This is a genomic window from Paractinoplanes ovalisporus (assembly GCF_016834655.1).
GTDB lineage: Bacteria > Actinomycetota > Actinomycetes > Mycobacteriales > Micromonosporaceae > Actinoplanes > Actinoplanes ovalisporus.
On the sequence record NZ_JAENHP010000004.1, the window covers coordinates 437,214 to 450,215 of the forward strand.

Annotated in this window: 13 protein-coding genes; 10 read left to right on the forward strand and 3 right to left on the reverse strand. The window is 69.9% G+C overall.

Features of this window, described 5'->3' with window-relative positions:
- Window positions 1–18 precede the first annotated feature (18 nt).
- The 3 genes from JIG36_RS16095 (at window position 19) to JIG36_RS16105 (ending at window position 4,213) form a co-directional block, all read left to right on the forward strand.
- Window positions 19–1,896, forward strand: a complete 1,878-nt coding sequence (locus tag JIG36_RS16095) for a discoidin domain-containing protein (protein ID WP_203377080.1) — start codon at window positions 19–21, stop codon at window positions 1,894–1,896.
- A 120-nt stretch (window positions 1,897–2,016) separates the two neighbouring features.
- Window positions 2,017–3,243: an acyltransferase family protein gene (locus JIG36_RS16100; protein WP_203377081.1), complete on the forward strand. Its 1,227-nt coding sequence runs from the start codon at window positions 2,017–2,019 to the stop codon at window positions 3,241–3,243.
- Window positions 3,230–4,213: an SGNH hydrolase domain-containing protein gene (locus JIG36_RS16105; RefSeq protein ID WP_203377082.1), complete on the forward strand. Its 984-nt coding sequence runs from the start codon at window positions 3,230–3,232 to the stop codon at window positions 4,211–4,213. The genes JIG36_RS16100 and JIG36_RS16105 overlap by 14 nt, the downstream gene beginning before the upstream one ends.
- Before the next feature lie 9 nt (window positions 4,214–4,222).
- On the opposite strand, the gene JIG36_RS16110 is transcribed toward JIG36_RS16105, so the two are convergent.
- The 3 genes from JIG36_RS16110 to JIG36_RS16120 form a co-directional block, all read right to left on the reverse strand.
- A complete protein-coding gene (locus JIG36_RS16110) occupies window positions 4,223–4,771 on the reverse strand; it encodes a DUF3618 domain-containing protein (protein ID WP_203377083.1) in 549 nt (182 codons plus the stop codon).
- The gene (locus JIG36_RS16115) at window positions 4,768–5,178 is read right to left on the reverse strand and encodes a phage holin family protein (protein WP_203377084.1); all 411 of its coding nucleotides are present in this window, start codon (window positions 5,176–5,178) and stop codon (window positions 4,768–4,770) included. The genes JIG36_RS16110 and JIG36_RS16115 overlap by 4 nt, the downstream gene beginning before the upstream one ends.
- 66 nt (window positions 5,179–5,244) lie before the next feature.
- The gene (locus JIG36_RS16120; RefSeq protein WP_203377085.1) at window positions 5,245–5,847 is read right to left on the reverse strand and encodes a superantigen-like protein SSL4; all 603 of its coding nucleotides are present in this window, start codon (window positions 5,845–5,847) and stop codon (window positions 5,245–5,247) included.
- Between the two features lie 36 nt (window positions 5,848–5,883).
- Between JIG36_RS16120 and JIG36_RS16125 the strand changes: the two genes are divergently transcribed.
- The 7 genes from JIG36_RS16125 to JIG36_RS16155 all read left to right on the forward strand — a co-directional run bounded on the left by JIG36_RS16125 (window position 5,884) and on the right by JIG36_RS16155 (window position 12,835).
- The gene (locus JIG36_RS16125) at window positions 5,884–6,570 is read left to right on the forward strand and encodes a response regulator transcription factor (RefSeq protein ID WP_203377086.1); all 687 of its coding nucleotides are present in this window, start codon (window positions 5,884–5,886) and stop codon (window positions 6,568–6,570) included.
- A complete protein-coding gene (locus JIG36_RS16130; RefSeq protein ID WP_203377087.1) occupies window positions 6,567–7,868 on the forward strand; it encodes a HAMP domain-containing protein in 1,302 nt (433 codons plus the stop codon). The genes JIG36_RS16125 and JIG36_RS16130 overlap by 4 nt, the downstream gene beginning before the upstream one ends.
- A 92-nt stretch (window positions 7,869–7,960) precedes the next feature.
- Entirely contained in the window at window positions 7,961–8,758 is a 798-nt protein-coding gene (locus JIG36_RS16135) for a lytic polysaccharide monooxygenase (protein WP_203377088.1), read from the forward strand.
- Window positions 8,743–9,360, forward strand: coding sequence for a DUF305 domain-containing protein (locus tag JIG36_RS16140; protein WP_307872743.1), 618 nt, complete (start codon window positions 8,743–8,745; stop codon window positions 9,358–9,360). Before JIG36_RS16135 ends, JIG36_RS16140 begins: the two co-directional genes overlap by 16 nt.
- A gap of 114 nt (window positions 9,361–9,474) precedes the next feature.
- Entirely contained in the window at window positions 9,475–10,539 is a 1,065-nt protein-coding gene (locus JIG36_RS16145) for an outer membrane protein assembly factor BamB family protein (RefSeq protein WP_203377089.1), read from the forward strand.
- Window positions 10,540–10,706: 167 nt separating this feature from the next.
- Entirely contained in the window at window positions 10,707–11,921 is a 1,215-nt protein-coding gene (locus JIG36_RS16150; RefSeq protein WP_203377090.1) for an MFS transporter, read from the forward strand.
- Between the two features lie 74 nt (window positions 11,922–11,995).
- Window positions 11,996–12,835 (forward strand): phosphoribosylaminoimidazolesuccinocarboxamide synthase, encoded by an 840-nt coding sequence (locus JIG36_RS16155; protein ID WP_203377091.1) that lies wholly within the window; start codon window positions 11,996–11,998, stop codon window positions 12,833–12,835.
- The last annotated feature ends 167 nt before the right edge of the window (window positions 12,836–13,002 follow it).

Consider the following 13,002-nt stretch of genomic DNA (forward strand, 5'->3'; position numbering starts at 1 on the left):
GTTACATGGGAGAGACCCGTGGCTCGATTCGGAACAACCCTGGTGGCGATCGGTGCCACCGTTCTGGCCGCCGCACCCTTGCCGGCCAGTGCCCACTCCTCGAAGCTGACCGCGCAGGTCTGGATCACCACCCCCGATGGCACCCAGCGACTCGCTGACCAGGGCCGGGTCGCCTTCGATCAGAAGCGGAGCGACGCCGGAACGGTGGTGGTCGACCCGAACCGCCGCTTCCAGACGATCGCCGGCTTCGGCGCCTCGATCACCGACTCGTCGGCGTCGGTGCTCTACCGGCTCACGCCCCGCGCCCGCGACGCGGCCATGCAGTCGCTGTTCCGGGACAACCGGCTCAGCTATCTGCGCCAGCCCATCGGCGCCTCCGACTTCACCGACGGACCGGCCTACACCTACGACGACGTGCCGGCCGGTCAGACCGACTACGGCCTGAAGCACTTCAGCATCGACCACGACCGCGCCCAGATCCTGCCGCTGTTGCGCCAGGCCCGCCGCCTCAACCCGGACCTGCGCGTGATGGGCACCCCGTGGAGCCCACCGGCCTGGATGAAGACCAACGGGTCCCTGGTCGGGGGCCGGCTGATCGACTCGCCGGCGATCTACCGCGCGTACGCCGCCTATCTGGTGACGTTCGTGCGGGCGTACCGGAAGGAGGGGGTTCCGATCGACACCCTCACCCTCCAGAACGAGCCCCAGAACCGGACACCCGCCGGCTACCCCGGCATGGACCTGCCCTCGTGGCAGGCGGCCGAGGTGATCGAACGGCTCGGCCCGATGCTGCGCGCGGCCGGCGAGCGGACGAAGATCCTCGGCTACGACCACAACTGGTCGGAGCACCCGAACGACGCCGCCAACACGCCGCCCGACTCGGTCGAGGACATCGACCACTATCCGCAGGCGCTGCTCGCCAAGCCGGCCGCGCGGTGGGTCGAGGGAACGGCGTACCACTGCTATTACGGCGACCCGAGCGCGATGACGGCCCTGCACAACGAGTTCCCGGCCAAGGACATCTACTTCACCGAGTGTTCCGGCAGCCAGTCGAGCGACCCGGCCAACACGTTCTCGGACACGCTCAAGTGGCACGCCCGCAACCTGATCATCGGCAACACCCGGAACTGGGCCAAGACGGTGATCAACTGGAATCTGGCCCTGGACGAGAACAACGGCCCGCACAACGGCGGCTGCGGCACCTGCACCGGCGTGCTGACCGTCGCGTCGGACGGCACGGTGACCCGCAACGCCGAGTTCTACACGCTCGGTCACGTCGCCCGTTTCGTGAAGCCGGGCGCGGTCCGGGTCGCGAGCACGTCGTTCGGCACGACCGGCTGGAACGGCCAGGTCATGACCGTCGCGTTCGTCAACCCGGACGGCAGCACGGCGCTGGTCGCGCACAACGAGAACGACGAGCCGCGGAAGTTCGCGGTGCAGTACGGCGGGCGGACCCTCGAATACACGCTGCCCGGGGGTGCACTGGCCACGTTCGTCTGGCGTGGACACTCGGACGACCGGCCGATCGCGCCGACGGGCTGGACCGCCACCGCCAACCCGGCGGCCGACGCTGCTCTCGCCGTCGACGACGACGCCAGCACCCGGTGGACGACCGGCGTCGGTCAGCAGGCGGGTCAGTATCTTCAGGTGGACATGCGCGCTGTCCACCCGGTCCGGAAAATTGTCTTCGACACCGGCGCTGACCTGGGCGACTATCCGCGCGGCGTCACGGTCACCGCGTCCACTGACGGGTCCCGGTGGCGCACCGTCAAGGCTGCCGGAACCGGACAGTTCGTCGAAGCCGCTCCTGGTCGCGCGCGATATGTCCGCATCACGCTGACGGGTGCGGCACCGGACAACTGGTGGAGCGTGGCCGACGTGCGCGCCTACCGCTGAGCGAAAGCCACTATCACGCTGAGGCGGAGGCGGGGCTCGATCGGCGAAATCCACCCGGAATGAGCGGTTGTCGACCGAGAGGCGCTTTGGGGGCTTTCGTCCGCTTTAGCCTTGTCGCCGATGACAGAGACGATCAAGACCGGCGTTCACGGCCCGGCGGCCACGGTCGCTGCCGGGCCGTCGATGCGGTTCCGGCCCGACATCGAGGGCCTGCGCGCGATCGCCGTCGTGCTCGTCGTGCTGTTCCACGCGGGCGTGCCCGGCCTGGCCGGCGGCTACGTCGGCGTCGACGTCTTCTTCGTCATCTCCGGCTTTCTGATCACCTCGCTCATGATGCGCGAGGTACGCCGTACGGGCGAACTGTCGTTGATCTCCTTCTACGCCCGCCGGGCCCGGCGGATCCTCCCCGCGGCCGCGCTCGTGCTGGTCACCACGCTGGTCGGCAGCTACCACTGGCTCGGCTGGCTGCGCGGCGACGAGATCGCCGAGGACGTCGTGTGGTCGGCGCTGTTCGCCTCGAACTTCCGCTTCGCCACCGAGGGCGTCGACTACCTCGCGTCCCAGGGCGCCGTCTCGCCGGTGCAGCACTTCTGGTCGCTCGCCGTCGAGGAGCAGTTCTACCTCGTCTGGCCGGCCGCGGTCGTGCTGCTGATCTGGCTCGGCTTCCGCTGGGCGATCGGCTGGTGGCTGGCCGCGGCGGTGGCGGTGTCGTTCGGCTGGTCGGTCTGGGCGGCCGGCACCTGGTCGTACTTCTCGCCCGCCACCCGCGCCTGGGAGATCGGCGCCGGTTGCCTTCTCGCCCTGGTCGCGACGCGGCTCGACCGGATCCCGCACCGGCTCGCGACCATGATGGCCGGCGTCGGCCTGGCGCTGATCGTGGTCGCCGCGCTCACCTACGACGAGACCACGAGCTTTCCCGGGTACGCGGCCGCGCTGCCGGTGCTGGCGACCGTGCTGGTGCTGGCCGGCCGTGGCGACCCGGTGCTCGGCCGGTGGCCCCTGGTCTGGCTCGGCCGGTTGTCCTACTCGTTCTACCTGTGGCACTGGCCGGTGCTGATCGGTGCCGAGCAGGCGTACGGCGCACCGCTGCCGGCCACCACCCGGGCGCTGCTGGTGCTCGCCTCGCTGGGGCTGGCCGTGGCCACGTACTTCGGCCTGGAGAACCCGATCCGCCGCAACGTCCGGCTGCGCCGCTCCCACGTGATCACCCTGTCCCTGGCCGCCTGGCTGATCGTCGCACCGCTCGCGGTCGCGCGGTGGAAGACCTCCACCTCACCGGCCGCCGACACCGGTCACGGCGCCGAATACCGACCCCGACTTGGAGCTCCGGCGCATGCGCAACCTTGAGATCACCCGTACGCTCCGGCTCTCGCTGCTGGTGGCGCTGCTCGCGGTGATCGCCGGTTGCACGGCCGCCGTGCCGCCGCCCCCGCGGATGACCGCGCCCGAGCCCGCGCCCCAGGTGCCGCTGAACACCATCCTGTCGGCCGTGGCCAAGGCCCCGAGCCTGCGTACGCTGCCCGCCGACCTCACTCCGTCGTTGGCCACGAGCGGGCAGGACTACGGCTTCGACAACGAGAAGTGCGAGGCCGGGCCCAGGGCCGACCGGATCGAGCCGTGCGTCTTCGGCGACCGGGCGAGCGCGACCGACGTGGTGCTCTACGGCGACTCGCACGCCGGGATGTGGCTGCCGGCGATGACCCAGATCGCCGACCGGCTGCACTGGCGGCTCCAGTTCTTCGGCAAACCGGGCTGCCCGGCCCTGGCCGTGACCGTCTGGAACCAGCAGGAGGACCGGGTCTTCGACGAGTGCGACCGGTTCCGTGACTTCGTGGCCGGCCGGATCGCCGCCACCGCCCCGGAACTCGTGGTCGTGACCAACGAGAGCTTCTCGCAGAAGCGGGGGCGCGGGCAGCTGATCACGCCGGACGAATGGCGGACGGGACTCGGCCGCACCCTTCGGGACCTGCACAGATCCGCCGGTACGGTCGTCGTGCTCGGCAACACTCCGGTGCTCGACGCGAGCGCCCCCGAGTGTCTGGCCGCCAACCAGGACGACGTACGGGCCTGTTCCACGTCGCGCAAGGTGGCGACCGCGCGGGTCTGGAACGCCGCCGACGAGGCCGCGGCCGAGGCGACGGGTTCGGGATACATTCCGGTGCTGCCCTGGCTGTGCACCCAGACGTGTCCGGCGGTGATCGGCAACGTCACCGTCTATCGCAACCGGTTCCACCTGTCGGGCACATACTCCCGCATGCTGAACGGCGTCCTCGAGGAAGCGCTGCTGGAACGCTTCCCCTCGAACGCCGTTCCCTGATCCTGTTTTCTAGCGGCGGCGGCGACGCCGGAGCAGCGTTGCCGCCGCCGCAGCGGCCGCCAGCAGGGCGGCGCCGGCGATGGCCAGCGGCATCGGGCGGCGCTCCCGCAGGTTGCCGTGCTCGTCGGTGCGGCCGACGAACTGGTCCTTCGTGTCGGCCGCGGTCTCGGCCACGTGGTGGGCGGTCTCGGCCGTCGACTGCTTGACCTGCGCGGCCTTCTCGGCGGCGATTTCCTTCACCTGGCCGGCTTTCTCGGCGATCTTGCCCGCCGCCACCGTGGCCGCTTCCTTGACCTGCTCGGTCTTCTCCGCGGCGACGTGCTTCGCTTGCTCGGCCTTTTCGGAGGCGGCTTCTCTGGCCCGCGAAGCCTTCTCCGCGGCGACCTGCTTGGCCTGCGAAGTCTTCTCGGCGGCGGCCTCTTTCTTCTCGGCCACCGCGTTCTTGACCTGGGCCTTCACGTCGGTCTTGGCGGCTAGGGCGGCCGCCGTGTCGGCGAGCTCGCTCCTGGTTTCGGCGATGTCCTCGCGCACTTCTTCGCGCGACCTGGTGTCACTCATGAGTGCCGTCCCTCCTGAAAGGCCGTCTTCACGGCCTCCACGTCACGCTTGCCGCTCTCCATCGCCTCGACCGGCTCCGGCGGCACTGCCTGCTTCACCTGGTTCTTGCCGATCAGCGCCGCGATCCCGGCCGTGGCGAAGAGCGCGACCGTCACGATCAGCGCCGCCGCCCACACCGGCATGACCAGCGCCAGCAATGCGCCGATCGTCACGAACAGCGCCCCAAGTCCGTACAGGGCGATCACGCCGGCCCCGCCGAGCAGACCGGCGCCCGTACCGGCGCGCTTGCCCTTCTCGACCATCTCCAGCCGGGCCAGCGTCAACTCGTCCCGGACCAGCGTCGACACCTGCTCGCTCAGCTGGTTGACCAGCTGGCCGACCGGCTGCTGCTCGGTGTGCGTCGTCATCAGTGAGCTCCCTTCGTATGAAGCTCACTTACCCCTCGGAGGCGGGGATAACCGCTGCTCAGCGGCTTATGACCCGATCTCACTCACCTGGGCGAACGGGCGGTCGTTGTGCCAGGTGGCGTGGATGATGAAGCTGTGGCCGGTCTCGTTGAAATAGACCGCCAGGTTGTCGGGGGTGTCCTGCACCTTCTGCACCTGCCACCCGTCGGCCGGGGTCGCGGTCACCAGCTGGACCACCGCGTCCGAGGTCATCCGGATGACGGCCTGACCCCCTTCGACCCGGAACGACCTGACGTACGTCCGTGTCCCGTCCCCGGCGGTGGTGACCGTCCAGCCGTCCTCGGTGGTGGTCGGCGGCGTGGTGGTCACCGGTGGCGGAGCCGTGGTCGTGGCCCGGGGCGGCGCGGTGGTGGTCGTCTGCGTCTCGGTGGGTTTCGGCTTGCGCGTCGGTGCGGTGGCCGAGGGAACCGCACTCTTCGGCGGGGGAGTCGTCGCGCTCGGTAACGGCACGGGGAACTCGCTGGCGTCGGAGGCGGGCAGCTGAGCCAGGGCCCTGTCGTCGGGCGCATCGGTGCGCAGCACCGGCAGCATCGCTACCGAGGCCAGCACGATGCTCGTCGCGGTGGCGGCACACCACCCCGCGATCGGCGTCCACCGGGAAGATCGCACGAGGACATCGTCTCATCTGCCCCTATGGTGTACGCCATGGCGATGATCCTGCTGGTCGAGGACGACCGCATCATCACGGCGGCGTTGTCCCGCGCGCTGACCGATGCCGGTCACGTCGTGCGACCGGTGGGGCGGGCCGCCGAGGCCCTGAAGATCGTTACGGACGAGCGTCCCGACCTGGTCATTCTTGATCTCGGGCTGCCCGACATCGACGGCACGGACGCGCTGCGGATGATGCGTTCGGTCTCCGACGTGCCGGTCATCGTGGCCACCGCACGGCGTTCCGAGGCCGACATCATCAGCCTGCTCAGCGCCGGTGCCGACGACTATGTGACGAAACCGTTCTCGGGCGGCCACATCCTGGCCCGCATCTCGGCCGTGCTGCGGCGCTCCCGCGCGACGACCACCGAGGCGCCGAGCGCGATCACCGTGGGCGAGCTGGTGATCAGTCCGCGCCAGCGCCGGGCCGAGCTGGCGGGCGAGCCGTTGCAGCTGACCCGCCGCGAGTTCGACGTCCTGGCCTATCTCGCCGAGCGGGTCGGCCAGGTGATCAGCCGGCGTGAGCTGATGAACGAGGTCTGGAACCAGGCCCGCATCGGCGAGGAACAGACCATCGACGTCCACATCTCGTGGCTGCGCCGCAAGCTCGGCGAGACCGCGGCCAAGCCCCGCTTCCTGCACACCGTGCGCGGGGTCGGGGTCATGATGGTCGACCCGCGATGAGGTGGGCGCTCAACCGGCTGGCCCTCGCCATCACCTCGATGGTCGCGCTCGCCTTCCTCGTGCCGCTGGCCGTGGCCACCCGCCAGATCGCCCACGACCGGGCCGTCAGCGACGCCCGCCAGCAGGCCACCTCGCTGGTCACCGTGCTCGGGGTCAACGCCGACCCGACGCTGCTGACCAACGCCGTGGCCAGCACGACCGCGGGCAGTGAGGGCCGGCTCGCCGTCCACCTGCCCGACATCGCCGCGATCGGCGTCTCGCACACCTCGGCCGCCCAGATCACGATCGCCACCCAGGACCGCCGCTCGGCTCTGGCCCCGGTCGACGACGGGATGGTCTACCTTCAGCCGACCGTGCTCACCGACGGCCGTACGGTGATCGTCGAAGTTTTCATTCCCGACGGCGAACTCACGCGCGGGGTGTGGACGGCCTGGTTCGTGCTCGGTGGCCTGGCGATCCTGCTGGTCGCGGGCTCGACGCTGTTCGCCGACCGGCTCGGCAGCCGGCTCGTGCGCGCGACCCGGGAACTGGCCGGCTCGGCCCGCAAGCTCGGTGCCGGCGAACTGGACACCCGGGTCGAACCGGACGGCCCGCGGGAACTGCGCGATGCGGCGTACGCCTTCAACACGATGGCCGACGACCTGAGCAGCCTGCTCGAACGCGAGCGGGAACTGGCCGCCGACCTGTCCCACCGCCTGCGGACGCCGTTGACCGCGCTGCGGCTGGACGCCGAGGCGATGCCGCCCGGCCCGATCGGCGAACGCATGCGGCAGGCCTGTGACCTGCTCGACGAGGAACTCGAGGCGATCATCAAGGGGGCCCGGCTCGGGGTGGCGGCCCGTGCCACCGAACAGACCGACCTGGTCGAGGTGCTGGCCGACCGGCTCGCCTTCTGGTCGGTGCTGGCCGAGGACCAGGAACGGCCCTGGCAGGTCGTCGGCGGCGACGAACCGGTGATGCTGCCGATCCCGCGCAGCGAGCTGATCGGCGTGGTCGACGCCATGCTCGGCAACGTCTTCTCGCACACCCCCGAGCGGGTCGCGTTCCGGGTCAGCGTCTCGCCCGCCGGGCTGCTGGTCGACGACGCCGGACCGGGCATCGCCGACCCGTCCAAGGCCGTGCAACGCGGGGTCAGCGGCGCCGGCTCGACCGGTCTCGGCCTGGACATCGTGCGCCGCGCGGCCGAACAGGCGGGCGGCGAGATGGTAATCGCCCGCAGCCCGCTCGGCGGCGCCCGGGTCGGCATCTATCTGCAGTCGCCGGCCCGTCCCCGCCGGAGCCGGCGCGCGGTTTCATGATTGTTTTCGGGGCCTTTAAGGCTCTGTTATGGAACCTGCCCATAACGTCCCCGCCGTAACTGCCGCAACGAGACAGTACGGAGTGAGCCGACATGCGCCGCAAGATCGCCTACCCCTTGGTCGCCCTCGGAATGACGGCGGGCACAACCCTGGGGGTCGTCTCACCCGCCTCCGCCCACGGGTACGTGTCGTCGCCGCCGAGCCGCCAGGCGCTGTGCGCGTCGGGCGCGGTCGCCAACTGCGGGTCGATCCAGTTCGAGCCGCAGAGCGTCGAGGGCCCCAAGGGCCTGAAGTCCTGTGACGGCGGCCTGTCGCAGTTCTCGCAGCTGGCCGACGAGTCGCGCAACTGGCCGGCCAAGGCGGTCGGCTCCACGGTGGACTTCAGCTGGGTGCTCACCGCCCGCCACCGCACCACGACCTGGGAATACTTCATCGGCGGAACCCGGGTCGCCTCGATCGACGACGGCGGCGCACAGCCGGCCGCGGTGGTCAACCACAAGGTCGACCTGAGCAAGTTCCCGGGCCGCCAGAAGGTGCTGGCCGTGTGGAACATCGCCGACACCCCCATGGCCTTCTACAACTGCATCGACCTGAACGTCGGCGGCGGCTCCTCCGGTGGCGGCGGCACCACGCCGACCCAGCCCCCGGCTACTACCCCGCCCACGAAGGCCCCGACCACGCCGCCGACGGCTGCTCCGACCACGCCGCCCACGAAGCCCACGACTGCCCCGCCGCCGGCCGCCGGTGGCACCTGGGCCGCGGGCACGGCCTACAAGACCGGCGACGTCGTGACCTTCAACGGCGCCAAGTACCAGTGCCGCCAGGCGCACACCGCGCTCAACAGCTGGGAGCCGTCGATCTACACGCTCGCGCTGTGGCTCCCGCTGTGAAGCGCCGCCTGATCGCCGTCGCCCTGGTCGCGCCGTTCGTGCTCGGGGCCTGCGGCACCGCCAAGGAGGCGCCGCCGGTCGCGGCCGGAAAGGGCACGGTCGCCGCCGAGACGGTCGCCGAGATCAAGGCCGGCGACGACCACAACGACACCGACGTGATGTTCCTGCAGATGATGATTTTCCATCAGAAGCAGGGCCTGCAGATGACGTCGACGGCCATGAAGCGGGCCCAGAGCCCCGAGCTCAAGACCCTCGCCCAGGCCATCCAGGCCACCGAGAAGGACGAGCTGGCGATGGTCGAGTCGTGGCTGAAGGGCTGGGGTGAGTCGACCGAGGTCGACAAGGCGCCCAGCCTGCACGCCGACCACGGTGGACTGCCCGGCACCGGGGCGGCCGAGATCAAGGCGCTGACCACGGTGAAGGCGGCCCAGTTCGACACCGCGTTCCTCAACCTCTTCCTCGCCCACCAGCACCAGGCGATGGAGATGTCGAAGATCGAGAAGACCGGTGGCAAGAACGAGGAGACCAAGAAGTTCGCCGAGCGGGTGCAGCAGTCCCGGCAGGGCGAGATCCAGCAGATGCTGAAGTTGATGAACGGGTAGTAGCGTCGAACTCCGGAAGGGCGGCCTGGCGGGGCTGCCCTTTTCGGCATTTCGGCGACTTTTGTCCTCTGTGGGTGATTGTGTAGTGGGGTGTATGCCTCTTTTGTTCTTGCTGTGACGCTTGCCCTCACTCCTGTTCCGCCGGTCGGCTGGGAACATGCCGGGTACGACGCCGAGGACAGCTTCTACAACCCCGCCGAGTCGCAGATCAACGCCGGCACGATCGGCAAGCTCGCCTCGCGGTGGTCGGTCCCGTTGCGCCGCCAGGAGCCCACGTGCGGCGGCCCGTCGGCCCCGCTCGTCGCCGGCGGCATGGTCGTGGCGACCGACGGACGGGGTGTTTCCGGCTACCGCGCCGCTGACGGACGCCTGGCGTGGAGCTTCGACTGGGACGATCCGGAAGATTCGACCGTCCCGTCGATGGCCGTCTCGGGCGGCGTCGTCGTGCTCGGCAACGGCGACTGCCATTCCGCCAGCGACCCGAACGGCCGCCTGGTCGGCCTCGACCTGCGCACCGGCAGCCGGCGCTGGAAGCTCGACCTGGACATGCCGGTCAACTCGTTCGTGGTCGACCGCGGCGTGGCGATCGTCTCCGGCAGTTCAGAATCGGACGAAACGGCCACCGTGGCGTACCGGGCCACCGACGGCCGCGAGGTGTGGCGCAAGCGCGGTTTCGAGAGCTCGAGCGCGTCGTCCGCCGGCCGCATCCTGCTGACCAGGGGCGGTTCCACCTCCGCGGTCTCGGTCACGTCCGGGTCGGTGATCTGGACCAAACCGCGTTCCCTGTACGCCGAGAGCGCCACTCCCACCCGCTTCCTGGTGACCGACGGCGTGGCCCTGACCCTGGTCGACGCCGCATCCGGGGCCCCGCTGTGGACCGCCCCCGGCCGGCAGAGCAAGTTCCTGGCCACGGACGGCCGCCGGGTCTACCGCGCCGTGAACCGCACTGTCTCGGCCCTGGACATCCGCGACGCCCGCGTGGTCTGGACCCGCACCTTGCCCGTGGTGGCAACTCAGCCCGTACGGGCAGGCGGTCTTCTTTACACCGGCGGCCCGGTGCTGTCCGCAGCTTCGGGCGCCGTGGTGGCCCCCCATCGCCGCGGCCCGCAGGTGGTCACCGGCGGCCACCTCTACGCGGTGGAAGGCAACCGATTGGCGGCCTACGCTCCACGGTCGTGACTTCCGTGGGCAAGAACCGCCTGCACCTGTGCCTGCGCCCGGCCGAGGTTGCTGTTGGGTAGCGCGGTTCTCCTGGCGCGAAGGCGCTTCCGGGCACTTCCCGAACATGCAGGGGACGCCGAAAGACGGCGTCCCTTGTCTGTTGGGGGTGCCACCGCTTGGCTCCGATGTTCGCGCCGCTCCGAGTGCGCAATTACCGGCTCTGGGCCGCCGCCGATCTGGTGTCGGTGGGCGGTACCTGGATGCAGGTGCTGGGGCTGAACTGGCTCATCCTCTCGGCCACCGGTTCGGCCGCCACCATGGGCATCGTCGTGATGCTGCAGTCCCTGCCGGTGCTGCTGCTCGGCAGTTGGGGTGGTGCGCTCGCCGACCGTCTGCCCGCCCGCCCCCTGCTGATCGCGTTCCAGGCCGTACGGGCCCTGCTCGCACTCGCCCTGCTCCTCCACGGCGGCGTCGCCATCATCTATGCCGTGGCGCTGGCCTCGGGCGTGATCAGCTCGTTCGAGGGCCCCGTCCTCGGGCGCTTCGGCTCGGCGCTGGTGCCGAAGGAGTCGCTGGGTTCGGCGCTGGCACTCGGCTCGGTGCTGTCCTCGGCGGGCCGCATCGGGGGCATGGCCCTGGGCGGCGTGCTGGTCGGCCTCACCGGCCCCAACGTGCTCTTCGCCATCAACGCGGTCTCGTACGTCGCGGTGATCGTCGCGCTGTTCCTCATGCGTACGGAGGAAATGCGCGCCCTGCCTGTGGCCGACGCCACTTCCCGGGGTGTCGCGGCCGGTCTGCGCTACGTCCTGGCCCAGCCCGTGGTCCTGATCGTCCTGGCCCTGTCGTTCGTGCTGGGCTCCCTGGGCCGCAACTACCAGGTCTCGATGGCCGCGATGGTGGCCGGCCCGCTGCACGGTTCCTCCGGTTCGTACGGCCTGCTCTCGACGGTCTTCGCCGTGGGCGCCGTGCTGGGCGGCCTGCTGCTGGCCGGGACCGGAAAGTCGACGCTGCGCGTCCTGCTGGCCACCGCCTTCGTGATCAGCGTCCTCCAGTTCGCCTCGGGCCTGGCCCCCAATGTCCTCGGCTTCGCCGCCCTGATCCTCCCGATCGCAGCCGGTGCGGTCGTTTTCGACACGGTGGTGGCAACCCGCATCCAGCTCGACACCCGCGAAGACATGCGGGGTCGTGTCCTGGCCACACTCGGCCTGGTCTCTTCCCTGTCGGGAATCGTCGGTGCCCCGCTGGTGGGTTGGCTCTGCGACGCCGCAGGCCCCCGCACGGCCCTCCTGTTGGCCGGCGCCATCACCACAGTCGCAGCCCTGACCGGCGCGGCCGCCCTGGCCCGAGCCAAGGGCTTCGCGTTCCCGGCTCTCCGCCGCCCGATCGAACAACCCGCCTGACGCCCGGGCTCGGATCTGTTCGGTGACCGGTCGGATAGCGTGAGGTCATCCGGCCGGTGAGCTAAGGGGAGCACGTGGAGCTGTTGCACTCGGGGAAGGTCCGTGAGGTCTATGCGGACGGGCAGGACATCCTGCTTGTCGCGTCGGATCGGATCTCTATCTATGACGTGGTGCTTCCTACGCCGATTCCGGACAAGGGGAAGATTCTCACGCAGCTTTCGCTCTGGTGGTTCGAGCAGCTCGCCGACGTGGTGCCCAACCACGTGATCTCCAGCACCGACGTGCCGGCGGAGTGGGTGGGGCGGGCCGTTCGGTGCGAGCGGCTCGACATGGTCATGGTGGAGTGCATCGCGCGGGGATATCTGGCCGGCTCGGGGCTCAAAGAATATGAGCGGGACGGGGCCGTGTCGGGGGTTGCGCTGCCTCCGGGGCTGATTGAAGGGTCGCGGATCGCTGAGCCGATCTTCACGCCCACGACCAAGGTGCCGCCGGGTGAGGGGCATGACGAGTTCATGACCTACGCCGACGTCGAGGAGAAGGTCGGCAAGGAAGAGGCGGCCGAGCTCAAGCGGATCACCCTCGAGGTCTACCGGCGCGGGCAGGAGATTGCCGCGTCGAAGGGGATCATCATCGCCGACACCAAGATCGAGCTGGGGATCGCCGGGGACGGGTCGCTCAAGCTGGGTGACGAGCTGCTCACTCCGGATTCGTCGCGTTTCTGGGCGGCCGACGAGTGGAAGCCGGGCGGCACCCAGCGCTACCTCGACAAGCAGTTCCTGCGGGACTGGTCGTCGTCGTTGACCGATTGGGACCGTACGGCGCCCGGCCCGGAAATCCCCGACGAGGTGGTCGAGGCCACCCGCAACCGGTACGTCGAGGTCTACGAGCGCCTCACCGGCGAGCGTTGGGTCTGAGCGGGCCCGGCAGTTTCGCACCGGGTGGCACAGCTCCCATTAGCCGTCTTCGGAGCATAGGTGTCCAACCCGGACAGTGAAAGACCGAGGGTTTAACAATTCCCCGGCCGGTTCGGGGGCGTTCCACTTATACGAAGCGTGGCGGAAAACGGTGCATGGAAATGCGT